At 57.6% G+C, this 23,374-nt stretch carries 19 protein-coding genes; 8 read left to right on the top strand and 11 right to left on the bottom strand.

The features are described 5' to 3' along the window. The first annotated feature begins 26 nt into the window (after positions 1-26). From KZZ06_RS01330 to lexA, 3 genes are all read left to right on the top strand, one after another. Complete coding sequence (locus tag KZZ06_RS01330; RefSeq protein WP_219578225.1) at positions 27-881, top strand: GIY-YIG nuclease family protein; 855 nt, start codon at positions 27-29, stop codon at positions 879-881. Next, on the top strand, positions 878-2,050 hold the full coding sequence (glp, locus tag KZZ06_RS01325; protein ID WP_219578224.1) for a gephyrin-like molybdotransferase Glp: 1,173 nt from the start codon (positions 878-880) through the stop codon (positions 2,048-2,050). Before KZZ06_RS01330 ends, glp begins: the two co-directional genes overlap by 4 nt. Before the next feature lie 64 nt (positions 2,051-2,114). After that, entirely contained in the window at positions 2,115-2,813 is a 699-nt protein-coding gene (gene lexA, locus KZZ06_RS01320) for a transcriptional repressor LexA (RefSeq protein ID WP_219578223.1), read from the top strand. Between the two features lie 19 nt (positions 2,814-2,832). Here the strand turns inward: lexA and KZZ06_RS01315 are convergent, their stop codons facing one another. Beyond that, positions 2,833-4,866, bottom strand: coding sequence for a ComEC/Rec2 family competence protein (locus KZZ06_RS01315; protein ID WP_219578222.1), 2,034 nt, complete (start codon positions 4,864-4,866; stop codon positions 2,833-2,835). A 125-nt stretch (positions 4,867-4,991) separates the two neighbouring features. On the opposite strand from KZZ06_RS01315, the gene gltX reads away from it, so the two are divergent. From gltX to KZZ06_RS01300, 3 genes are all read left to right on the top strand, one after another. Then, entirely contained in the window at positions 4,992-6,392 is a 1,401-nt protein-coding gene (gene gltX / locus KZZ06_RS01310; protein WP_219578221.1) for a glutamate--tRNA ligase, read from the top strand. A 113-nt stretch (positions 6,393-6,505) separates the two neighbouring features. Then, positions 6,506-7,801 (top strand): citrate synthase, encoded by a 1,296-nt coding sequence (gene gltA, locus KZZ06_RS01305; RefSeq protein ID WP_219578220.1) that lies wholly within the window; start codon positions 6,506-6,508, stop codon positions 7,799-7,801. Positions 7,802-8,202: 401 nt separating this feature from the next. Then, positions 8,203-8,502, top strand: a complete 300-nt coding sequence (locus tag KZZ06_RS01300) for a hypothetical protein (RefSeq protein WP_219578219.1) — start codon at positions 8,203-8,205, stop codon at positions 8,500-8,502. A gap of 9 nt (positions 8,503-8,511) precedes the next feature. On the opposite strand, the gene KZZ06_RS01295 is transcribed toward KZZ06_RS01300, so the two are convergent. From KZZ06_RS01295 to KZZ06_RS01250, 10 genes are all read right to left on the bottom strand, one after another. After that, on the bottom strand, positions 8,512-9,288 hold the full coding sequence (locus KZZ06_RS01295) for an enoyl-CoA hydratase-related protein (RefSeq protein ID WP_219578218.1): 777 nt from the start codon (positions 9,286-9,288) through the stop codon (positions 8,512-8,514). A gap of 71 nt (positions 9,289-9,359) precedes the next feature. Next, a complete protein-coding gene (locus KZZ06_RS01290) occupies positions 9,360-9,812 on the bottom strand; it encodes a cytochrome c-type biogenesis protein (protein ID WP_219578217.1) in 453 nt (150 codons plus the stop codon). Next, a complete protein-coding gene (locus tag KZZ06_RS01285) occupies positions 9,809-11,773 on the bottom strand; it encodes a heme lyase CcmF/NrfE family subunit (RefSeq protein WP_219578216.1) in 1,965 nt (654 codons plus the stop codon). Before KZZ06_RS01285 ends, KZZ06_RS01290 begins: the two co-directional genes overlap by 4 nt. 72 nt (positions 11,774-11,845) lie before the next feature. Beyond that, a complete protein-coding gene (locus KZZ06_RS01280) occupies positions 11,846-12,421 on the bottom strand; it encodes a holin family protein (protein WP_219578215.1) in 576 nt (191 codons plus the stop codon). After that, positions 12,412-13,023 carry a holin-associated N-acetylmuramidase gene (locus KZZ06_RS01275; RefSeq protein ID WP_219578214.1) on the bottom strand — a complete coding sequence of 204 codons (612 nt, stop codon included), beginning with the start codon at positions 13,021-13,023 and terminating at the stop codon, positions 12,412-12,414. Before KZZ06_RS01275 ends, KZZ06_RS01280 begins: the two co-directional genes overlap by 10 nt. A gap of 79 nt (positions 13,024-13,102) precedes the next feature. Beyond that, positions 13,103-13,546, bottom strand: a complete 444-nt coding sequence (gene ccmE / locus KZZ06_RS01270; protein WP_219578213.1) for a cytochrome c maturation protein CcmE — start codon at positions 13,544-13,546, stop codon at positions 13,103-13,105. Between the two features lie 6 nt (positions 13,547-13,552). Then, a complete protein-coding gene (gene argC / locus KZZ06_RS01265; RefSeq protein ID WP_219578212.1) occupies positions 13,553-14,581 on the bottom strand; it encodes an N-acetyl-gamma-glutamyl-phosphate reductase in 1,029 nt (342 codons plus the stop codon). Positions 14,582-14,613: 32 nt separating this feature from the next. Further along, positions 14,614-15,423, bottom strand: coding sequence for a glutamate racemase (locus tag KZZ06_RS01260; protein ID WP_219578211.1), 810 nt, complete (start codon positions 15,421-15,423; stop codon positions 14,614-14,616). 12 nt (positions 15,424-15,435) lie between these two features. Next, on the bottom strand, positions 15,436-16,323 hold the full coding sequence (locus KZZ06_RS01255) for a lysophospholipid acyltransferase family protein (protein ID WP_219578210.1): 888 nt from the start codon (positions 16,321-16,323) through the stop codon (positions 15,436-15,438). Positions 16,324-16,392: 69 nt separating this feature from the next. Then, positions 16,393-19,809: an indolepyruvate ferredoxin oxidoreductase family protein gene (locus tag KZZ06_RS01250; RefSeq protein ID WP_219578209.1), complete on the bottom strand. Its 3,417-nt coding sequence runs from the start codon at positions 19,807-19,809 to the stop codon at positions 16,393-16,395. A gap of 247 nt (positions 19,810-20,056) precedes the next feature. On the opposite strand from KZZ06_RS01250, the gene KZZ06_RS01245 reads away from it, so the two are divergent. Beyond that, positions 20,057-20,962, top strand: a complete 906-nt coding sequence (locus KZZ06_RS01245) for a LysR family transcriptional regulator (RefSeq protein ID WP_219578208.1) — start codon at positions 20,057-20,059, stop codon at positions 20,960-20,962. 251 nt (positions 20,963-21,213) lie between these two features. Next, a complete protein-coding gene (gene purL, locus KZZ06_RS01240; RefSeq protein ID WP_219578207.1) occupies positions 21,214-23,373 on the top strand; it encodes a phosphoribosylformylglycinamidine synthase subunit PurL in 2,160 nt (719 codons plus the stop codon). Position 23,374 lies beyond the last annotated feature (1 nt).

Raw genomic sequence — 23,374 nt, 5'->3', positions numbered from 1 at the left:
TCTTTATCGATGGGCTGCCCGACGGCATGTTGACGGCAGAAGTCTTCAACTGGACTGGCCATGTATTGCGTTTCCCACGCACCAAATTTCGCGAAGCGTTACGCCGCCCAGAAGCGCAGCATACTGGTGTTTATGTGCTGATTGGCGAACAAGACGGCAGCCCATTGGCCTATATCGGCGAGGCCGAGAACATCGCAGAGCGTATGCGTGGCCACATCACAAACAAGGATTGGTGGGATAGTGCAGTCTGCATCAGCACGACTGGGGATTTGCTGCACAAGGCTCATGTGAAATACCTAGAAAGCCGTTTGGTAGAGATCGCCCGCCAAATCGGATCGATGCCCTTGGAAAACGGCAATACTCCAACGCGCAGCAGCCTAAGCGAAGCCGCACAGGCAAATATGGAAAGCTTTCTGGAAACGCTGGGGATTGTGTTGCCCGCGATACGGGTTGATATGTTTTTGAACAAGGCCCGCAGTGCGCCGAAAACTTCCGACGTCGTAGCAAGCCCAGCGGAGCCTTCAGAGGAGAGATTTATCTTACAAACGCCCAAACACGATTTGTATGCTGAAGCCATCTTGCGCGATGGCGAATGGATTGTGCAGGCGGGCGCTCGGGCACGTAGCAACTGGGAGGGTTCGACAGATGCGAAAACCCACTACGCAAACCTCCACCGTGAGCTCGTTACGAACGGCATTCTCGTCATGCAAAATGGCTTCGCCACTTTTCAACAAGACTATGCCTTCTCAAGCCCTAGTGCGGCTGGTGCGATCATTAATGGGCGCTCTACGAATGGGCGGAAAGCGTGGAAACATGCAACCACCGGCCAAAGATACGCCGATTGGGAAAAAGACCAAATCACAGCAGAGGCCACATCATGATCTCAGTTGAAGACGCCCTGTCAAATCTGTTTGATCTTGTCGCCCCCATGGGCGTTGAGAAGGTGAGCTTGCGCCATGCGGTGGGGCGTGTGTTGGCGGAAAACGTCACCGCCAACAGATCGCAGCCGCCGTTTGATGCGTCGTCGATGGATGGTTATGCCTTGCACCGGGCCGAGGTTGAACCCGATGCCATGTTCAAGGTGATCGGCGAAGCCGCCGCGGGGCACCGGTTTGACGGGATCGTAAAACCCGGTCAGGCCGTGCGTATCTTTACCGGTGCCCCCATCCCCGACGGGGCCGATTTCGTTGTTATTCAAGAGGATACGACCCGACGCGGCGATCTTTTGATGCTTGGGCATGACATCGACGGTAAAACCAACATCCGCCCGGCAGGCGGTGATTTCAAAGCTGGCGATGTGATGGATGCGCCACGCATCTTGCGCCCCGCCGATATCGCCTTGCTGGCCGCGATGAATATTGCCGAAGTGCCCGTTCACATCGCCCCCCAGATCGCAATTATCGCAACGGGGGATGAGTTGGTGCAACCGGGTGAGACGCCCGGACCTGACCAGATCATCGCGTCAAATACCTATGGCCTTGCTGCCATGCTGGAACAACTGGGCGCGCAATGCCGGATGGTCCCGATTGCCCGCGATACCGTGCCCTCGCTGACCCAAGCGTTCAAGATCGCCCAAGGGGCCGATTTGATCATCACCATCGGCGGGGCGTCCGTCGGGGATCACGATCTGGTCGCCCCTGTCGCTGCCGAAATGGGCATGGAACAATCGTTTTATAAGGTCGCAATGCGGCCCGGCAAACCGCTGATGGCGGGCAAACTGGGCGAAACGCCGATGATCGGCCTGCCCGGAAACCCTGTGTCTGCCATGGTCTGCGGCGTGGTGTTTGTGGCACCGGTGGTCCGCAAAATGCTGGGCCTGCCCGCGCAACCCGCCCCCCGACTGTCCCTGCCCTTGGCCGTGGATTTGCCCCAAGGCGGGCCGCGCGCACATTATATGCGCGCCTTGGTCACCGACGGTGCCGTCCACCCAGAGAACAATCAAGACAGTTCGTTGCTCAGCGTTTTGGCGCAGGCCGATGTGCTGATGATCCGGCCAGCAGGCGATCCGGCGCGGCAATCTGGCGATATGATGGACTGTATCGTGCTGTAGCGTTGACACAAAACAAGAACATCACTAGAACAAACCCAAACCAATAATCTCAGGGAATGTTCGGATGCTCACGAAAAAACAACTCGACCTGCTGGCTTTCATTCACAAGCGTGTTCAGCGCGACGGTGTGCCACCCAGCTTTGACGAGATGAAAGAAGCATTGGACCTGCGATCGAAATCCGGCATCCACCGTCTGATTACGGCCCTCGAGGAACGCGGATTTATCCGCCGCTTGGCCCACCGTGCCCGCGCCATAGAAGTGGTAAAATTACCAGATAGCATGGGCGGCCTGCCAAAGCCCGGGTTTACGCCCCGCGTCATTGATGGCGATCGCCCCGATAGCCCGCCCCCCGCCACCGCGCAATCGGTGTCTGGATCGTCAACAGATATCCCGATGATGGGCCGGATCGCTGCCGGTGTCCCGATCGAGGCGATCAGCACCATGACACATTCGGTGGCCGTGCCGGGAAACATGATCAGCGGCAGTGGCGAACATTATGCCCTTGAGGTTAAAGGCGATTCGATGATCGAGGCGGGAATCAACGACGGTGATGTTGTGGTGATCCGCGAAACATCTGTCGCGGATGACGGTGATATTGTGGTCGCTTTGGTCGAGGATCACGAGGCAACGCTCAAGACCTTTAAACGGCACGGCACCTCAATTGCGCTGGAGGCGGCGAACCCGGCCTATGAAACGCGGGTGTTCCCGTCGGATATGGTCAAGGTTCAGGGGCGTTTGGTGGGTTTGATCCGCACATATTAATCGGAATGCATTGGCCAGATCACATGTCTGGCCATTGCGTCCAAAGCCGCGTGCCCGCCATTTGACGGGCCGTTTGCATTTTTAGCCCCCCGTTTTCGAGGTGCATCGCAATTGCGCCGGTCTTGCGCAGGTCGGTCGGGTCAAGGATCAGGCAATCACCGATGTGGCGATCAATCTCAACCGATGACACAACGATCTGCCCCGCCGTACATCCAGCAAAGGCCGCGACCGCGCGTTTACCGGACAGGTGGATGATGTCTTGGCCTGCGATACGCATATTTGGGCCCCACCGCGCGGCAGCATACTCTTGTTCAGCACCGTCCCCGTCATTTTCCAGCCAGTTTCGGGCGACAAACCCTGCCCCTTTGGCCTTGCTCAGCGCGCGGCCTTGGGCTGTCATGACGCCAACCAGATTACCCGTATCCGCGATCAAGATCGTGGGCCGCGCCGCCTGATGCCACAGGACGAATGCGGCAGCCACGACCGCAAGCCCTGCAAAACGCAGCCGCCCCTGCCACAATAACAGCCACAAAAACCCAAGCGCCAACATGGGTAGCACCCACACACCCGGCCCTTTGACATGCCCCTGCGCACCATCAAGATCGGCAACGAATGCCGCCACCGCCAAGATCCAGCGCAGGCCCAACCCCATGATCCACAGGGGCAAATGATCCAACCCGAAGGGGGCTACAACCAACGCAGCAACCGCCGCAGGCATGACCAGCAGGCCCATCAAGGGCACCGACAACAGGTTCGCAACCAACCCGAAATGCGCAATCGAATTGAAATGCGCCGCCCCCACCGGCGCGGTAAAGCCCCCCGCAACCGCCGATGAGATAAAGGTCGCGACCGCCGGAGCGAGCCATTTCGGCCCCAGTGACAGATCAGCCTCGCGCAGCCAGCCAAAGACGGCCACCAACGCCGTGGTCGCCGCAAAGGACATCTGAAACCCCGGCCCCATCAACGCCTCGGGTCTGAGGGTCAAAACGATTGTCGCGGCAATGGCAACCGCGCGCAGGCTCAGCGCGCGCCGTCCCAGTATGAGCGCCCCCAACGCCACGGCAACCATCACAAACGCGCGTTCCGTCGCCACGTTACCGCCCGACAGCGCAAGATACCCCGTTGCCGCAATCAAGGCACCAGCCGCCGCGATGCTGCGCGTCGGCCAGCGCAGGGCAACCCATGGGATCAAGCTTAGCACCAGCCGTAGCGCGCCAAAGACGACTGCGCTCAGCAACCCCATGTGCAGGCCGGAAATCGCCAGCAGATGCGCGAGATTACTGGCGCGCAGATCGAATAATGCGGTTTGACTGATCGCACTGCGATCCCCCGTTGTGATCGCTGTCGCAAACCCGCCAATATCCCCTGCAAGGGCCGCCTGCACCCGTTCAGATGCAGCCATGCGCACCCGCAAAACCACCAGATCGGCGCGACCCTGCGATGCTGCGGCGACGCCCAACATCGGGTTGCGGGTATAGCCCACAGCGCCAAGTCGCGCGAACCACGCGTGGCGTTGAAAATCAAAGCCACCGGGTTCAACCGGGCCACTGGGGGGCGATAAATGCCCCGTTGTCATCACCCGCAATCCCGGCTCTGCGGCAATGCTGCGGCTTTGATCCCCGTGCAGCGATACCCGTACCCGCGTTGGGGTGCGGTCGCGGGACACCCTTTCCAATACGACGCGGTCTAGCGTAAGCCGCAATGCGTCCGACTGGCTGCGGTCAATTCCGACAATACGCCCTTCGATCGCACCGTAATAGCGCCAGCCCAAGACTGGCCCACCCACCGCATGGGCGCGCAACGCGGCCAGATCAAACCCGATCATCCCCAAGGCAAGGGCCACTACGACGGGGCTGACCCCTTCGGATAGAAACCGCTGTATCCAGATCAAGACACCCGCCCCCGCGATCAGCCCGATCAGGACAGGCAGACCGGGTTCAACCCTAAGCATGAAATAGCAGCCAATACCGCAGGCAAGGCAGACGGGAACCCAGGCAAACAGATGCCCGCGCTGCTGTAACATCATCAGCGATAGACCTTGCATCAGGCCCATACTTGCCCCCGATCCCCGCACTGGATAGATAGACCCTGACGCTAGCCGCACCATGGTTAGCAAAAGATAAACGGTCCCCCACCCATGGGGGTATCCGTGCCATTTCTTCTGAAAGGACGCCGCACATGACAAAGCCTGTCGTCACCCGTTTCGCCCCATCGCCGACCGGCTATCTGCATATTGGCGGGGCGCGTACGGCCCTGTTTAGCTGGCTTTATGCGCGTGGCCGTGGCGGCAAATTCCTGCTGCGGATCGAAGACACGGACCGTGTGCGCTATACGCCCGAAGCCACCGATGCGATCTTGCAAGGGATGGCGTGGCTTGGGCTGGATCACGACGGCGATGTGGTCAGCCAGTTCGACAATGCGTCGCGTCACGCCGAAGTCGCACTTGAACTTCTTGCCGCTGGCAAGGCCTACAAATGCTTTGCCACCCAAGAAGAAATCGCCGAATTCCGCGACGCAGCAAAGGCCGAAGGCCGCAGCACCCTGTATCATTCGCCGTGGCGCGATGCCGATCCCGCAACCCACCCTGATGCGCCCTATGTCGTGCGCATCAAAGCCCCGCAAAGCGGTGAGACGATCATTCGTGACCGCGTGCAGGGCGATGTTAAGATCGGCAATGACCAGCTGGATGACATGGTTTTGTTACGTTCCGATGGTACGCCCGTCTATATGCTGGCTGTTGTCGTCGATGACCATGATATGGGTGTGACCCATGTGATCCGCGGGGATGACCACCTGAACAATGCCGCGCGTCAGATGATGATCTATAACGCGATGGGATGGGATGTGCCGGTCTGGGCGCATATCCCCCTGATCCACGGCTCAGATGGCAAGAAACTGTCGAAACGTCACGGTGCTTTGGGCGCACAGGAATATCAGGCGATGGGCTATCCTGCCGCCGGTATGCGCAACTATCTTGCCCGCCTGGGCTGGAGCCACGGTGACGACGAATTTTTCACCGACGCGCAGGCAAAAGAATGGTTCAATCTGGATGGTATCCGCAAAAGCCCGGCCCAGTTTGACCTGAAAAAGCTTGAAAACATCTGCGGGCAGCACATTGCCGTCAGCGATGATGCTGCATTGCGGAAAGAGATCGAGGCCTATCTCGCTGCTGCCGGCCTTCCTGCGCTGACATCGCAACAAGGTGATGGGCTGGAACGGGCGATGTATTGCCTTAAGGAACGCGCGAAAACCTTCCCTGAACTCCTTGAAAAAGCTGAGTTTGTGCTGGCCAGCCGCCCCATCGTTCCGGATGAAAAGGCAGCCAAGAATCTAGATGATGTATCCCGTGGTATACTGAGAGAATTGACGCCGCAGTTGCAGAATGTTAACTGGGTCCGAGAAACGCTGGAAGACGCGCTGAACGGCTTTGCCGCCGCACATGATACCAAATTTGGCAAACTGGCCGGACCATTGCGGTCGGCCCTTGCTGGTCGGGCTGCGACCCCATCGGTATTTGATATGTTGCTGGTTTTGGGCCGTGATGAAAGCCTTGCCAGATTGCAGGACGCAGCTAATTGAGAGATGCTTAAGCAAATCTCAACCAAGCGCGAGATAACACAACGCACATGCCAATTCAGGCAGGTGCCGGACGGTGGGCAAAACGCACACCGCCAACGGTAGAAAGGGACTTCATGGCCGAGAGTACAAAATCAGCAACGTTGACCATCGACGGAAAAAGCTTTGAATTGCCTATTCATTCCCCGACGGTCGGCCCGGATGTCATGGATATCCGCAAGCTTTATGCGCAGGCTAACGTCTTTACCTATGACCCGGGTTTTACGTCTACGGCGGCCTGTGACAGCACGATTACGTTTATCGATGGTGACGAAGGTGTGTTGCTGCACCGTGGATACCCCATCGATCAACTGGCCAGCCAGTCGCACTATCTCGAGGTGTGCTACCTGCTGTTGTACGGTGAACTGCCTTCGCCAGCGCAGTTGGAAGAGTTTGAAAATCTGGTGACCAACCACACCATGATCCACGAACAGATGATTAATTTCTTCCGTGGTTTCCGTCGTGATGCACACCCTATGGCCATCATGGTCGGCGTTGTTGGCGCGATGTCTGCGTTTTATCATGACAGCACCGACATCAATGACGCGCACCAACGCGAGGTCGCGACGATCCGTTTGATCGCCAAGATGCCAACAATCGCAGCCATGGCGTATAAATACACCATCGGCCAACCCTTTGTTTATCCACGCAATGACGTCGACTATGCCGGTAACTTCCTGCGCATGTGTTTCGCCGTTCCTGCCGAAGAATATGTGGTTGATCCGATTCTGGCCCGCGCGATGGACCGTATCTTTACCCTGCATGCCGATCACGAACAAAACGCATCGACATCGACCGTGCGCTTGGCTTCGTCCTCCGGTGCGAACCCGTTTGCCTGTATCGCTGCTGGCATCGCATGTCTTTGGGGCCCTGCCCACGGTGGCGCGAACCAAGCATGCCTTGAAATGCTCAAGGAAATTGGCACGCCGGACCGCATTCCAGAATTCATCGCACGGGCGAAAGACAAGAACGATCCGTTCCGCCTGATGGGTTTTGGCCACCGCGTTTACAAAAACTTTGACCCGCGCGCGACCGTGATGAAGGAAAGCGCCGACGAGGTTCTTGAACTGATGGGCGTTGAGAACAACCCGATCCTGCAAGTTGCCAAAGAACTTGAGAAACAGGCTCTGGAAGATCCGTATTTCGCAGAAAAGAAACTGTTCCCGAACGTCGATTTCTATTCCGGCATCATTCTTGAGGCCATGGGCTTTCCAACGTCGATGTTTACACCAATCTTCGCATTGGCACGCACTGTCGGCTGGATTTCCCAATGGAAAGAACAGATTAGCGACCCACAGCTTAAAATTGGCCGTCCGCGCCAGCTGTACTTGGGCGAAGGCCAACGCGACTATATCGACATCGAAAAACGCTGATATCAGCGCCAGTATGATTTTAACGCTCCGCCATTTGGCGGGGCGTTTTTTTTGTGGGGCTACGTTATGCTCGGCAAAACTCTGGACGGTTCATCCCCCAAAGCCGCCCTAATCCGCACCGTTAGAATCAACCCGCAACAGCGGCCGTGATCAAACACGCCCGAAAGCCCTAATTGTTTCCACTCATTTTGCGCCATTTCGAAACCAAACCACCAAGACTATGGTGGTTCTGCATTTTTGTTTCCTCATGTTGAACAATTAGCGAACTTGATTGACCCACGTCAGCGACCGCCAATAAACTAAGGAAAATTGCGAGGACCGCGCATCTGTCTTTGCTGAAAATCGTGCAGATTTTCACGGGCGCGCAGGCATCTTGCATCGAAAAACAGAGAGTTGCAGCGATGGCAGTTTCAGGGTCAGAGGCCGGTCTACAATGGGACAACGCGACCAGCTTGAAATCGGTCGCGGCGCTGAAACAGGACTGCCCGCAGGGGTCTTTCGTTCATGATGTGCATCACAACTGCGACCAGATCGCTGTCATCTATAATAAGGGCCAGACACCTCCTCACATCACGGTAAAGAAGGTGTCCAGCTCTGTTCAAACGGTTCTGGCGGATGGTGTCGCGGTGGCTGTTGTCGCCTGCACATCGCGCCCGACACTTCGCCCCGACGACGTTCTATTGATTGAACGTTCGATTTAGGGGCCGTAGTTACCGCCCTTCAAATTTGGCAATCCGCTTTTGTAGGAACGCGATAACGCCTTCCTTGAAATCACGCGATTGGCCGCATTTCCCCTGCTCGCGCGCCTCCAAAGCGAGTTGATCTTCGTAAGAATTATCCCAGCTTTCACGGATGGCTTTCTTGGTCGATGTATAGGCCAAGGTTGGGCCGCTGGCCAATTGAGCGGCTTTTGCGCGCCAATGGGCGTCGAACTCGGCATCCGGGACAGCCTCCCAAATCATACCCCAATCATCGGCCTGACGGGCGCTGACCTTATCCGCAAAAAGCGCGGCCCCCATCGCCTTAGCCATGCCCATCTGGCGCGGCAATGTGTATGTTCCGCCCGCATCCGGGATCAACCCGATGCGGGTGAACGCCTGCAGAAAGTACGCCGATTCAGTGGCGATAACGACGTCCGCAGCCAACGCAAGATTGGCCCCGGCCCCCGCTGCAGCACCATTCACAGCGGCAATCGTCGGGACCGGACAATCTGAAATCGCGCGCAGCATGGGGGCGTATTCGTCACGCAGGGTCCGCTCGAGGTCCATGGCCGCGCCACCGTTGCTATCGCCCAGATCTTGGCCCGAACAAAAGGCACGCCCTGCCCCGGTCAGAACCGCGCAACGTGCCTGCTTGCCCGCTTGACCAAAGGCATGCTCGATCTCGGCGCGCATCTGTGTGGTCAGCGCGTTCATTTTATCGGCGCGGTTCAAGGTGATAACGGCAAGGCCGTCGGCCACGTCAAAGGTTAAGGTCTGGTAATCCATCGGTCAGGTCCAATCTGCAGGTTTGCCCGCACTGTACCCAATGCTGCCCCTAGGACCAGTAAAACCACGCGTTACCTTTTTAATATTTCGTCCAAACGGGCCTGTTCTTCGGGGCTGAGCGGGGTTTGATCCGTTGCCGCTGCCACGGATCGCCCGCGCAAATAGCCATAGCCCAAACCAGCAGCAAGCAGCAGCATCAGCGGCCCAGCACCCCACAGCAGCCACGTCGACCCCGACGCAGGGGGATTAAGCAGAACATATTCACCGTAACGTGCGACAATGAAATCAACGGCCTCTTGATCGCTATCGCCTGCAACCAACCGTTCACGCAACAAAATCCGCAGGTCACGGGCAAGGCTCGCGTTGCTCTCGTCGATGCTTTCGTTGCGGCAAACAAGGCAGCGCAGCCCCTTGGACAGATCCCGCGCCCGTTCCTCAAGCACCGGATCTGACAGGATTTCATCCGGTTGCACGGCCCAAGCGGGCGTGACCAGCAACATGAGCGCTATCAAAAGCGCCCTCATTCCGCTGGCACCGGTGTTGCGCGTTTCGCCGCACCCGCAGCCACCCGAAACCGTCTGTCCGTAAGGCTAAGCAAACCGCCCAAAGCCATGAGCGCGCAGCCGATCCAGATCCAGTTTGTCAAAGGTTTGACATAGGTTCGTATGACCCAACCGCCGGTGTCTTGTTCATCCCCGATCACCACATAGACGTCGCGCAGCAGGTTGTAATCAATCGCCGCTTCAGTCGTTGGCATCTGCGCCACCGGATAGAACCGTTTTTCGGGGCGCAGTTGCGCAATTTCAACGCCATCTTGGAACAAGGTCACATAGCCGGTGGTCGCGACATAGTTCGGCCCCTGCGACCGTTCAACATTATCAAGCTGAACGGAATAGCTGCCCACATCAATCGTGCCACCGATGGGCACGGCGCGAATGTCATCAATGTTCCAAGCCATCAGGCCCGCGATCCCGGCCATGGTCACGCCAAGCCCCGAATGCGCGGTCACCTTGCCCCAATCAGCCCGTGGCAGACGTGACAGGCGACGCAACCGCCCCTGCCCGCGCCCGGTACGGCCCAACAGGTCAACGACTGCACCCATCACGATCCATGCACCCAAGAACATCCCAACCGGGCCCAAAAGGCTGCGGCCGGTCTGTATCACATAGGCCAAACAGCCAAGCGCCATCGCCAGCACGAAAACATAGCGCAGCGGTTTCAGCACGCGGCTGATCTGCGCACGTTTCCACGGCATCGCCGATCCAATCGGCAAGAACAGCCCTAGCAGTACCATAAAGGGCGTGAACGCCGCGTTAAAGAACGGCGGACCCACGCTTAGCTTACGGTCAAAAAACATCTCGGCCAGCAGTGGCCACATCGTCCCGATAAACACGACGAAACACGCAACTGCGAGCAACACGTTATTCACCAGCAAAGCAGATTCGCGGCTGACGATGCTGAACACGCCCTTCGCCTCAAGGGCGGAGGCACGCATCGCGAACAACACCAAAGCACCGCCCATGAAGAACGCCATGATCATCAAAATGAACACCCCGCGTTCAGGATCGTTGGCAAAGGCGTGGACCGACGTCAGCAAGCCCGAGCGCACAATAAATGTGCCGATCAGTGAAAAGCCGAACGCAAGGATCGCCAGCAGGATCGTCCAGCTTTTCAAGCTCTCGCGTTTTTCCACCACAACGGCAGAATGTAAAAGCGCAGCCGCCAAAAGCCATGGCATAAAGGAAGCGTTTTCAACGGGATCCCAGAACCAGAAACCGCCCCAGCCCAGCTCGTAATAGGCCCACCAGGACCCAAGCGCGATGCCGATTGTCAGGAAAATCCAGGCCGCCAATGTCCAGGGGCGCACCCAACGGCCCCACGCGGCATCGATGCGCCCTTCGATCAGGGCGGCAACGGCAAAACTGAATGTCATCGACAGGCCGACATAGCCCAAATAAAGGAACGGCGGGTGAAAGGCCAAGCCCGGGTCTTGCAACAGCGGGTTCAAATCCTGCCCGTCAAAGGGCGGTGTCGCGAGGCGCAAAAACGGGTTCGACGTGAATAGAATAAACGCATAAAACGCAACGCCGATGGCCGCCTGAACCGCCAAAACGCGGGCGCGCAAGCTTTGCGGTAAGTTGCCGCCAAACCACGCGGCCATTGCGCCAAACAGCGATACGATCAGCACCCAGAGCAGCATCGATCCTTCGTGATTGCCCCATGTGCCGCTGATTTTATACAGCATCGGCTTCATCGAATGGCTGTTCAAAACCACCAAACGCAACGAGAAATCCGAGGTGATAAACGCCCACATCAATGCGCCAAAAGCCAGCGCCGTCAGCGCGAATTGCGCGCCGGCGGCGGGCTCTGCGGCGGCCATCCAACCGGGCCAGCGTTTATAGGCACCGATCAGCGGCACAACCATCTGGAAAATGGCCACACCAAAGGCAAGGATAAGGGCGAAATGTCCGAGTTCTGTAATCATACTGCATTATAGGCCGCAAACGCGCACCTTGCCATGCCCATTCACGCCCCCTTGGCGCGCAAAGCGTCGCAGCTAGGCCGCTGCTTTGCGCCATTCTTCAAGCGCGGGGTTTTCCGCATCCTCGATCACCGCCAAAGACAGGGCCGCATCTGCCCCTGTCGCAGCCACCTGAACCGAATCGTGGCGCAGGGCATTGATCGACCTGATGTTGCCCACCACCTGAGGCACCTGCGCGATCGTACGCACGATAGAGCGTTGGAATTCCTGGGTTTTCACCTGATGCCGTGCACCGAAATAGAACGACACGATCACGCCCAGCAACCACCATAACGGCTCGGGCACCAGCGCAATCCCTTGCATGCGCGCGGCGAACCAGATCGGATCGACCATGGCTGCCACGAACAGCCCAAGCGTGCCAAGCGCCAGCGCGGGGCGCGGCACCCGGTTCAACCCGTCCATAAAGCGGTCAAACCCGCCCTTGCGTTCAATCGCAAACTCGGCGGCATATTGCGCCATTGCCTGATCCTGTGCCGCCGCAGACCGCTGCGCGCCCTTTTCGGCATTTTCGCGGAACACTTCGACCGTGTCGCGCACCATCGTGCCGCCGTTGCCGAATACCAACCCGATCACCTTGTCGATCACCCCCATGACGCTGTCCTTTCACTGAATGCTGATGCGCTAAGGTGGTATTTCGGGGCAATGAATTCTTCAGCCCGTTTGATCCACCCGCCTTTGCCCCCCGCCCTTGTGCGCGCGTATTTGCGGCTCGCCGGGCGGCGATCTGCCAGCCTGAAATAGTAATTCCGCCGCGCGATACCGTAGGCGTCTATCATCTCCTTTGGTGCCCGCGCATAGGCGTCGTGGGCGGCCGTATGGCTTTGGGTGCCAAGCGCGCCATCGACAGCGATGTCGTATCCCATTGTCCGCAAGAGCCGTTGCAAGATTTTCACCGCATTGCCCCCGGCGTTCACATACATATCGAACACGCTTGCGTGCAGCGCCTCGGGCAGGCCCGCGATCTGGGGTGCGTGGAAATAGTGTTGGATGAATATATCGACCGCGTCGTTTTGCGTCAGCTGTTGCAGATCATGCTGATCAACCACGCCGTCATCGTTCAAATCAATACCCAAGCGGCGCATTGTGTGAAGTGTGACGCCAAAATTCGTGACCCCGCCCGGATCATCCGGGTCGTTCACGAACCCGCCTTCACGGGCTACAATGGCTCTTGCGATGTCTTGGACCGAAATCATCTGCCCACCCCTTTGCACGTTTCAGTGGCGCAAAGGTGCAGGGTCTTTCGTTAACGTATGAAAAGCGGTCCGTTCGGTCCTAGCTTTCAGGCTCCACGTAGACGCCTTGATCTTTCAACGCGTCAATGACTTCCTTGGGCATATAAGTTTCGTCATGTTTGGCAAGGATTTCAGTCGCTTCAAAGACGCCGTTAATGTAGCGCCCCGTACCAACCATGCCTTGTTTTTCCTCGAACAAATCGGGCAGCACGCCGGTATAGGTCGCAGGAACAATTGCCCCGCCATCGGTCACGGAAAAGCGGATTGTCTCGCCATCTCCACGGATCAGCGACCCTTCCACGACCAAACCACCGATCCGAAACACCTCGTTCGGGCCCGGTGGTTCTGCGATCACCTGACTTGGGGCGCGGAAAAAGTTAATGCCGTCGCGCATTGCATAACCGATCAATGCGGTGGACAGCACCAATGCCACCACCGCCACTGCGATTACTTGAATCCGACGCTGCTTTTTAAGACTTTTCATGCACCCTCAGGGAAATAGTGGGGCCATCATCAGCCCCTCGGTCTCTTCAATACCTAACATCAGATTGGCATTTTGCAACGCTTGCCCGCTTGACCCCTTCGTGAGGTTATCCAGCGCGGCAACCACGATTGTGCGCCCGTCAATGCGGTCGGCAACAACGCCGATGTGGCAAAAATTCGATCCGCGAATATGCCGCGTGCTCGGTGCTTCGCCCTTCGGCAGTACTTCGATGAACGGCTCGTCCGCATAGGCCGCCGCCAATGTATCATGAATCACCTGCGCATCGCCTTTGACATAGACGGTCGCCAGAATACCGCGGTTGGCCGGGATCAGATGCGGGGTAAACTGCACTTTGACCGGGCGACCTGCGATGGCTGAAAATTCCTGATCGAACTCGCCCAGATGCCGGTGCGTCCCGCCAACGGCATATGCATGATACCCCTCTGACAGCTCCGCATGCAGCAGGTTTTCCTTGAGCGACCGACCTGCACCAGACACAGCACATTTCAGATCAAGGATGATATCATCCAGATCAATCACGCCCTTTTCAATCAGGGGCCGCAGCGCGAACTGCCCTGTCGCCGCATTACAGCCCGTCCCTGCAACCAGCCGTGCTTGGCTGATCTCGTCACGGTAGAATTCGGTCAACCCGTAAACCGCCTCTTTCTGCTGCTCTAACGCAGCATGGGGGTTGCCGTACCATTTTGTGTATTCCGCAGGGTCGCGCAGCCGGAAATCGGCGGACAGGTCCACGATTTTGAGGTCTTTGGGCAGGGCCGCGATGACCTCTTGGCTGGTTTTATGTGGCAGCGCGCAAAAGCACAGATCGATCTGAGAGAAATCAATTTCCTCGATCAAAACCAGCGATGGCAGGTCCAGATGGCGCAGATGCGGGAACACCTCGGCCATCGTTTGACCCGCTTTAGAGTTCGCGCCCAAAGCCTTGATTTGCATGGAGGAATGACCGGCGATCAGCCTGATCAGTTCGGCACCTGTGTACCCGGAGGCACCAAGAATAGCGATATTATACATCATGTCGGGTTCCGTTTGGAAAAGAAGTAAAAGTGTTATGCGGCCTGAAATGTCAGTGGTCGTCGCAAGAATTGCGTCGCGCGGCTGCTGACTTTCTTGGGGTCACCCGTGGTCAGGAATGCGGCCGTGCCGGTCCCCATCATATTGGGGTGACGCTTCAGATAATCGCCCAGACTGCGCGCCACAAGATTGGCCTGACTGAACACTTTGACGTCCGGGCCAAGCGCATCGCGAAAGGTTTCTTCCATCAGCGGGTAATGCGTGCAGCCCAGAATAGCCGCTTGCGGATGTGGCATTTTGCGTTGCAACGCATCCACATGGCTACGCACCAGCGCCTCGGCGAGGATGAAATCACCGTCCTCGATCGCATCCACAACGCCACCACAGGCTTGGGCCTCGACGTCGACGCCGATCGCCCGAAACGCCAACTCGCGTTGAAATGCCCGGCTGGCGACTGTCGCAGGCGTTGCAAACAGCGCCACATGTTTCAGATCAACCTCGCGCGGGGGGGAATTATCGCCCCATTCGCGTTCGGTCATCGCCTCGATCAGGGGGACAAAGACACCCAAAACGCGTTTATCCGACGGCACCCAGGATTCCTGCATCCGCCGCAAGGCGGCAGCCGATGCGGTGTTACAGGCCAAAATCACCAGATCGCAGCCCGCGTCAAACAACCGCTGGGTCGCGGCAGCCGTCAAATTATAGATGTCATCCGCCGTCCGCACGCCATAAGGCGCATGCGCGCTATCGGCCAGATAAACGAAATCCACATCGGGCAACTGCGCCTGCACAGCGTCCCAAACGGTAAGCCCGCCAAGGCCCGAATCGAAAATACCAACTGCCATTTTTTCTTGCCGTCACCTGTCGGCGCGATGCCGATCTTCAAATTCAAATCCCAGATCAAAGATTTTGCCCGGGTCCGGTGACAAGTCATACGTGGCTTTGCGCAGGAAATCCATCATCGCTTTTGCGTCTTTTGACAAAGGGTTCAGCACGTTTCTGCCAATCGGGTCGCCGATCACAACACGCACGGGCGTATCGACCCGTTTGCGGAACTCCTTGATCAGCAGGCCCATGCGCAAACTGCTGTGCAAGTGGCTGGCAATCTGGAACATACGGCTGGTGTGGCCTTCGAAATAGATAGGCACAACAACGGCTTGCGACTTGGCGATCATCCGCGCGGTAAAACTGCGCCAGCTTGGGTCCATTGGTTTGGAAAACGGGCGCGCGCCGGTGCTGACGGTTCCCCCCGGGAAGATGCCCACGGCCCCGCCCTGCCCCAGATAATCCAGCGCCGTCTTGCGGGTATGAAGGTTTAGCGCGATTGCCTCTTTGGTTTCGTCAAAGCTGATCGGCAGCAGGTGTTTGTTCAAATCAGGCGCGCGGTTGAACACCGAATGCGCCATGATCTTAAAATCAGGCTGCGTACGCGACATGATGTGACCCAACATTAACCCGTCAAGAATGCCGTATGGATGGTTGGCAAGAAAGATGACGGGGCCCGTGGCAGGAATACTGTCCAAACCACCGCCCACAACATCCAAGCTCAGCCCGTAGCGCCGCGCCATAACATCAAAAAAGCACCCGCCGGCAGCCATATCCTGTTCATAGCCCGACGCCCGTTTCATCAGCGCCAATCTGCCGGTGGAGTTTTCCATCAACCGGATGAAGGCACGGCCCGGTTTGCTGCGCGCCGAATAGGCATAACTGATTTCGCGGGCAGAAAGCGGCTTGAGCTGGCCCATTTCAGGCTCCTTATTGGATAACAGCTCAGCCATATGCGGATTTCATGACAAATACATGACAAACAGCCGCTATTCTGCCGCTTTTGACGTCGTTGTGCCCCCTGCGCGGATCACGCTCAGCAACTCCTCGCGCCGTTTGGCCGCCTTTGCCTCGTTTGCCTGTTTCACCGGGCCAAAGCCACGGATTTGCAAGGGCAGTTCAGCCAGCGCGATAATGGCATCGCGGGTTTGATCGGTCAATTTGGGCAACACGTCTTTCATGTCGGCCTCATACTGCTTGATCAGCGCCCGTTCCATCCGGCGCTCCTCGGTCCGGCCAAAGGGATCAAACGGCGTGCCGCGCAGGAACTTGAATCGTTTCAGCACCGCAAAAGGCGTTTCCAGCCATTCGCCAAATGCGCGTTTCAGCGGACGCCCATCCGCGCCGGTTTTCGACAACATCGGCGGCGCAAGGTTAAAGGTGATTTTCGGGGCACCGTCGAATTCGGCATCCACCTTGGCACGCGTCATTTTCAGCAAACGGGCAACCTCGTATTCATCCTTATACGACAGCAGCTTGTGATACCCCAAGGCCATGGCTTCCTTAAGCCCCTTGTCGGTGATTGGTTCCAGCATCCGGCCATAGCGTTTTGCCAGCCCCTTGCCCTGATAGGCCGTCAGATGGTCCATGCGGAACGTGATCTTTTCGTCCAGCGACTTGGGAAGCTGCACCACATTGGGCGTGGTAACCTGTGCCGCCTCTGCCGGATACAAGACTGCCCAACGGCCCAGATCGAACGCTTTGAGGTTGCGTTCAACGGCAGCGCCATTCAGGCGGATCGCTTCTTGCAGCGCGTCCAAAGACAAGGGCACCAGCCCCTTTTGCCACGCCGCGCCAAAAATCATCATGTTGGAATAGATCGAATCCCCCAGCGTTGCCTTGGCCAGATCGGACGCATCAAACAGGGCCACGTCATCCTTTAGCCGCGCCTCAAGCGCGAGGGTCAGGCGGTCGTAAGGCATCTGGAATTCGGTATCGCGGGTAAAGTCGCCCGTGATGATCTGATGCGAATTCACCACTGCACCTGTGCGCCCAGCGCGGGTCAGACCCAGCGTTTTAGTGCCTGCAGACACCACCAGATCGCCACCAATCAGCGCGTCAGCCTCGCCCGTCGCCACACGAATGGCGCTGATGTCTTCGGGGCGGTTGGCCAATCGGCAGTGAATATGCACGGCACCACCCTTTTGGGCCAGCCCCGCCATTTCCATCATCCCAGCGCCTTTGCCGTCGATCTGGGCGGCCTGCGCCAACACGGCACCGATGGTCACGACGCCGGTGCCGCCGACACCGGTAATCACCACGTTGAACGTGCCATCAATGGCGGGCAACGCAGGCAACGGCAGATCAGGTATCTTGACCTCAGTCGTGGGGTCCTTGCGGATTTTTGCGCCCTCAAGCGTCACGAAAGACGGACAGAACCCTTTGACGCAGGAAAAATCCTTGTTGCAGGACGATTGATCAATCGCCCGTTTGCGCCCCAGCTCCGTCTCGGCCGGAACGATAGACACACAGTTGGATTGCACGCCGCAATCGCCACAGCCCTCGCAGACATCCGTGTTGATAAACACGCGCTTGTCGGGGTCGGGAAACAGCCCGCGCTTGCGACGACGGCGTTTTTCAGCAGCACATGTCTGGATATAGACAATGGCGCTGACGCCTTTGTGCTTGGTGAAATTCTCTTGGACCGTTTGCAGATCGGCGCGCTCGTGCATTGGAACGCCCTTAAAGGCTGCCGGGTCCACGCCTTCTTTCTCGTCATACACGACGGCAATGTTCTGCACGCCCATTGCTTGCAATTCGGCGACAATGCGCGGCGCGTCCAGATCGCCTTCGTTGTGCTGGCCGCCGGTCATGGCAACCGCATCATTATACAGGATTTTATAGGTAATGTTGGTTTTCGCGGCGACAGCGGCGCGGATCGCCTGAATGCCCGAGTGGTTATAGGTCCCGTCGCCCAGGTTCTGGAACACATGTTCGCGGGTCGAGAAACGCGATTCACCGATCCAGTTCGCGCCTTCGCCCCCCATATGGGTGAAACCTGTGGTTTCGCGATCCATCCACTGCACCATATAATGACAGCCGATCCCCGCGTAGGCGCGGCTGCCATCCGGCACTTTGGTGGACGAGTTATGCGGACAGCCCGAACAGAAATACGGCACACGTGCGGCAATATCTTCGGCGTTATCAGCACGGCGCGCTGTGTCCAGCGCCTCCATCCCGGCTTTGATGCCATCGGTGTTGCGGCCTTCTTCGATAAAGATACCGCCCAGCTTTTCCGCGATCCAGATCGGGTCAAGCGCGCCGCGGGTCGGGAACAGCTCTTCGCCATGCTCCATCCCGGCACCGCCCCCCTTGTGCCACCCATAGACACGCCGATGGGTGTCGGAAAACAAAGCCTCTTTGATCTGTACCTCGATCAGCTTGCGCTTTTCCTCGACCACGATCACCAGATCAAGGCCCTCGGCCCAAGCGTGGAAACCCTTCATGTCCAACGGGAAAGTCTGGCCGATCTTGTAAAGGGTGATTCCCAGACGTTCGGCTTCGTTCTCGTCGATGTTAAGCAAGCTCATGGCGTGGATTACGTCCAGCCAGTTCTTACCCGCCGCCGCGATGCCGATCTTGGCACCCGCCTTGCCCCACATGCGTTTGTCCATTTTGTTGGCATGGCTGAACGCCTCGGCAGCATAGCGTTTGTGGTCGATCATCCGCGCTTCTTGCAGATGGGGCGTGTCAACCAAACGGATGTTCAGCCCGCCTTCTGGCATGTCGAACTGCGGCGTGACCAATTTCATCCGGTTCGGATCACCATTCACGACGGACGTCGCCTCGACCGTGTCTTTCATCGTCTTAAGACCGACCCAAAGGCCGCTGAAACGGCTTAGCGCCCAACCATAGATGCCGTAATCCAGTATCTCTTGCACGCCTGCCGGGCTGACCACGGGCATATAGGCATCGACCATCGCCCATTCGGACTGGTGCAGCACGGTCGAGGATTCACCGGTGTGATCATCCCCCATCGCCATCAACACACCACCGTGCTTGGACGATCCCGCCATATTGGCGTGGCGCATCACATCGCCCGAACGATCAACCCCCGGCCCCTTGCCGTACCACAGGCCAAAGACACCGTCGTATTTACCTTCGCCGCGCAATTCGGCCTGTTGGGATCCCCAAAGGGCGGTCGCGGCCAAGTCTTCGTTTAATCCGGCCTCGAACAATACGTCATATTCAGCCAAAGGCTTGGCCGCGCGTTCCATTTGCAAATCAACGGCACCCAGTGGCGATCCACGATAGCCGGTGACATAGCCAGCGGTGTTCAGCCCTGCGGCCCGGTCGCGCGCTTTTTGCATCATCATCATACGCACCAAAGCCTGCGTACCGTTCAGCAAAACGGGGGACTTTTCCAAGTCGAACCGATCATTCAAAGAAATCTTTTGCGTACCCATAGCGCGTCCTCCCGTACGAGCGATTGATCCATACGCATCAATCTAGGTCATAAAAGCTGACCTGTCTAGCGTTGTGTTTCCGAGACGCGATTAGACAAAACGATTAAATAATCGACATAAACAATGGGATATTTATCTTTACTGGGCTACTGTGCCTTGCAGCACTGGTAAGGGTTGTTTTCAACACCCAGTTGGCGCAAAGACGGTAGTCTTTAACTAAAGATTATCCTTAACAAAGGAAGTCCTCATGGATTGGGACAAGCTCAGGATTTTTCACGCTGTCGCAGACGCCGGCAGCCTGACCCACGCGGGTGACAAACTGAACCTGTCGCAATCGGCTGTCAGTCGGCAGATCCGCGGGCTTGAGGAACAGCTAAACACCAATCTTTTCCACCGCCATGCCCGCGGCCTGATACTGACCGAACAGGGCGAGCTGTTGTTCGATGCCACCGTCGCAATGAGCAAACGGCTCGATACCGCCGCTGCCCGCATTCGCGATAGCGAAGAAGAAGTATTTGGCGAATTGCGTGTGACCACCACCACCGGCTTTGGTACTTTGTGGCTCGCCCCGCGCCTGCCCAAGCTCTACGAGAAATACCCCGACCTTAAAGTGGACCTGATGTTGGAAGAGCGCGTGCTGGATTTGCCCATGCGCGAAGCTGATGTTGCGATCCGTATGAAAGAGCCGTCGCAGGCCGATCTGGTCCGCAAAAAGCTGATGATGATCAAGATGTGCCTATACGCATCCCCCACCTATTTGGCCGAACACGGCACGCCACAACGGCTCGAGGATATGTCAGAGCACCGGTTGATCTGCCAGAACACCGAAAGCGATCAGGTGAACGCCGGTTTGACCCTCGTTCAACAGCTTATGATGCATGACGTGCGGTCCATGTTGACCGTGAATAACTATTTCGGCGTTCTTCAGGGGGTCATCCACCATCTGGGCATCGGGGTCCTACCCGACTACCTGACCGAAGACTTCCCAGACCTTGTGCAGGTTCTTCCCGATACCGAGTCGGCGGATGTGCCCGTGTTTCTGGCCTACCCCGAAGAATTGCGCGCCTCGAAACGAGTTGCCGCATTCAAGGACTTTGTCCAAGACGAGATCATCACCCACCGCAAACACCTGCGGGACCGCCGCAGCGAATAGCTATGCATTTTTCGCATAGCGGGCATGCCGCGTTTTTTAAAGTTCAGCCTTGATCCATGCAAACGTGCCACCTAATTGGGCAGTATGAAGACCGACGCCTTTGGGCTGTCACTTCATACCTCCCTGTTGGACTTGGCCGAGCTTTATGCTCGGCCTTTTTTTTGGCAATCGCTCACCGGTCCTTTGGCCTTTTCCCCGCGGCAGGCTTACTCTAAGAGTACCGCCATATCTGCTAGGGGGATATCCGCACCATGACCGAACCAGCCATCACGCCAGAACTTATCGCAAGCCACGGCATCAACGACGACGAATACAAGCGCCTGCTTGATATCATCGGCCGCGAACCGACTTTTACAGAGCTTGGGATTTTCTCGGCCATGTGGAACGAACATTGTTCCTATAAGTCATCCAAGAAATGGCTGCGTACCCTGCCCACCGAAGGACCACAGGTCATTTGCGGCCCCGGCGAAAACGCGGGCATCGTAGACATTGGTGACGGTCAGGCGCTGGTTTTCAAGATGGAAAGCCACAACCACCCCTCCTACATCGAACCTTATCAGGGTGCGGCGACGGGCGTTGGCGGCATTCTGCGCGACGTCTTTACCATGGGCGCGCGCCCCATTGCGGCGATGAACTCGCTCAGCTTCGGCTCTCCTGAACACCACAAGACACGTCAACTGGTGCATGGTGTGGTCGCAGGCGTTGGTGGCTACGGCAACTGCTTTGGCGTGCCGACCGTTGGCGGCGAAGTCCGCTTTGACACAGCCTATGACGGCAACTGCCTTGTGAATGCTTTCGCTGCCGGTCTCGCCGATACAGACAAGATTTTCTATTCCGCAGCTTCCGGCGTCGGCATGCCTGTTGTGTACCTTGGTGCGAAAACCGGCCGCGACGGTGTTGGCGGTGCCACAATGGCATCGGCCGAATTTGACGACACGATCGAAGACAAACGCCCCACAGTTCAGGTCGGTGACCCCTTCACCGAAAAGCGCCTGATGGAAGCCACGCTCGAACTGATGGCGACCGGTGCTGTTATTTCCATTCAGGACATGGGCGCGGCTGGTCTGACCTGTTCCGCCGTGGAAATGGGCGACAAGGGCAACCTTGGTGTCCGTCTGGACCTTGAAAAGGTGCCGACCCGCGAACTCAACATGACCGCCTACGAAATGATGCTGTCGGAATCCCAAGAACGCATGCTGATGGTTCTGCGCCCCGAGCTCGAGGCAGAAGCCAAAGCCGTGTTCGACAAATGGGACCTTGATTTCGCCATCGTCGGTGAAACAATCGCCGAGGACCGCTTCCTGATCGTGCTCAACGGCGAAGTCAAAGCCGACCTGCCGCTGAAAGCACTGTCTGGCAACGCCCCTGAATATGACCGCCCATGGGTCGAAACACCCGCCGCCCAACCGCTGTCGGATGTGCCGGGCATTGATCCCATCGACGGATTGCGCGCGCTGGTGGCCAGCCCGAACTATGCCTCAAAAGCGTGGGTTTACGAACAATACGACACCATGGTCATGGGCGACAGCGCCCGCACCCCCGGTCTGGGATCGGGCATTGTGCGCGTACATGGCACCGACAAAGCCATCGCTTTCACCTCGGATGTCACGCCGCGCTATGTCAAAGCCAACCCGTTCGAGGGTGGCAAACAAGCCGTCGCCGAAGCCTACCGTAACCTGTGCGCTGTTGGGGCCCTGCCCTTGGCAACCACCGACAACATGAACTTTGGCAATCCCGAAAAGCCCGAAATCATGGGCCAGTTCGTTTGCGCGATCAAAGGCATCAGCGAAGCCGTATCGGCGCTGGACATGCCCATCGTGTCGGGCAACGTGTCGCTGTACAATGAAACCGACGGCAAAGGCATCCTGCCCACGCCCACAATCGGTGCTGTAGGCCTGTTGAACCATATCGATGACATCATCGGCAAAGACGTGCGCGACGGCCATGTGGCGCTGGTTCTGGGCGCGACAGAGGGTCACTTGGGCCAATCTGCATTGCTGCTCGAAGTGTTTAACCGCCGTGATGGCGACGCACCAAGCGTCGATCTAGCCGCAGAAAAGGCCCATGGCGAATTTATCCGCAACAACCGCGAGATGATCAAAGCCTGTACCGATCTCTCCGACGGGGGCCTTGCCTTGGCCGCGTTTGAGATGGCGGATGCAGCAGGTGTTGGCGTTTCGCTTGATTCAGCGGACACTCAGACGTTGTTTGGCGAAGATCAGGCGCGCTATCTGATCGCCTGCAACTTTGATCAGGCCGAGGCGCTGATGATTGCAGCGTCAGAGGCCGGTTTGCATCTGGAAAGCGTCGGTAAATTCGGCGGCGATCAGGTGAGCCTTGGTGGCGTCACTGCCCCGCTGGCAGACCTAAGCGCCACATACCGCGGCACCTTCGCCGAGACCTTTGCCTAAA

This window comes from Sulfitobacter sp. CW3, assembly GCF_019392245.1.
Lineage (GTDB): Bacteria > Pseudomonadota > Alphaproteobacteria > Rhodobacterales > Rhodobacteraceae > Sulfitobacter.
This window is presented reverse-complemented; position numbering and strand designations above follow the sequence as displayed.

Excerpts from the sequence above, each read along its gene's own strand:
- KZZ06_RS01330 (WP_219578225.1), top strand. The coding sequence starts at position 27 with ATGTTGACGGCAGAAGTCTTCAACTGGACTGGCCATGTATTGCGTTTC.
- glp (WP_219578224.1), top strand. The coding sequence starts at position 878 with ATGATCTCAGTTGAAGACGCCCTGTCAAATCTGTTTGATCTTGTCGCC.
- lexA (WP_219578223.1), top strand. The coding sequence starts at position 2,115 with ATGCTCACGAAAAAACAACTCGACCTGCTGGCTTTCATTCACAAGCGT.
- KZZ06_RS01315 (WP_219578222.1), bottom strand. The coding sequence starts at position 4,866 with ATGGGCCTGATGCAAGGTCTATCGCTGATGATGTTACAGCAGCGCGGG.
- gltX (WP_219578221.1), top strand. The coding sequence starts at position 4,992 with ATGACAAAGCCTGTCGTCACCCGTTTCGCCCCATCGCCGACCGGCTAT.
- gltA (WP_219578220.1), top strand. The coding sequence starts at position 6,506 with ATGGCCGAGAGTACAAAATCAGCAACGTTGACCATCGACGGAAAAAGC.
- KZZ06_RS01300 (WP_219578219.1), top strand. The coding sequence starts at position 8,203 with ATGGCAGTTTCAGGGTCAGAGGCCGGTCTACAATGGGACAACGCGACC.
- KZZ06_RS01295 (WP_219578218.1), bottom strand. The coding sequence starts at position 9,288 with ATGGATTACCAGACCTTAACCTTTGACGTGGCCGACGGCCTTGCCGTT.
- KZZ06_RS01290 (WP_219578217.1), bottom strand. The coding sequence starts at position 9,812 with ATGAGGGCGCTTTTGATAGCGCTCATGTTGCTGGTCACGCCCGCTTGG.
- KZZ06_RS01285 (WP_219578216.1), bottom strand. The coding sequence starts at position 11,773 with ATGATTACAGAACTCGGACATTTCGCCCTTATCCTTGCCTTTGGTGTG.
- KZZ06_RS01280 (WP_219578215.1), bottom strand. The coding sequence starts at position 12,421 with ATGGGGGTGATCGACAAGGTGATCGGGTTGGTATTCGGCAACGGCGGC.
- KZZ06_RS01275 (WP_219578214.1), bottom strand. The coding sequence starts at position 13,023 with ATGATTTCGGTCCAAGACATCGCAAGAGCCATTGTAGCCCGTGAAGGC.
- ccmE (WP_219578213.1), bottom strand. The coding sequence starts at position 13,546 with ATGAAAAGTCTTAAAAAGCAGCGTCGGATTCAAGTAATCGCAGTGGCG.
- argC (WP_219578212.1), bottom strand. The coding sequence starts at position 14,581 with ATGATGTATAATATCGCTATTCTTGGTGCCTCCGGGTACACAGGTGCC.
- KZZ06_RS01260 (WP_219578211.1), bottom strand. The coding sequence starts at position 15,423 with ATGGCAGTTGGTATTTTCGATTCGGGCCTTGGCGGGCTTACCGTTTGG.
- KZZ06_RS01255 (WP_219578210.1), bottom strand. The coding sequence starts at position 16,323 with ATGGGCCAGCTCAAGCCGCTTTCTGCCCGCGAAATCAGTTATGCCTAT.
- KZZ06_RS01250 (WP_219578209.1), bottom strand. The coding sequence starts at position 19,809 with ATGGGTACGCAAAAGATTTCTTTGAATGATCGGTTCGACTTGGAAAAG.
- KZZ06_RS01245 (WP_219578208.1), top strand. The coding sequence starts at position 20,057 with ATGGATTGGGACAAGCTCAGGATTTTTCACGCTGTCGCAGACGCCGGC.
- purL (WP_219578207.1), top strand. The coding sequence starts at position 21,214 with ATGACCGAACCAGCCATCACGCCAGAACTTATCGCAAGCCACGGCATC.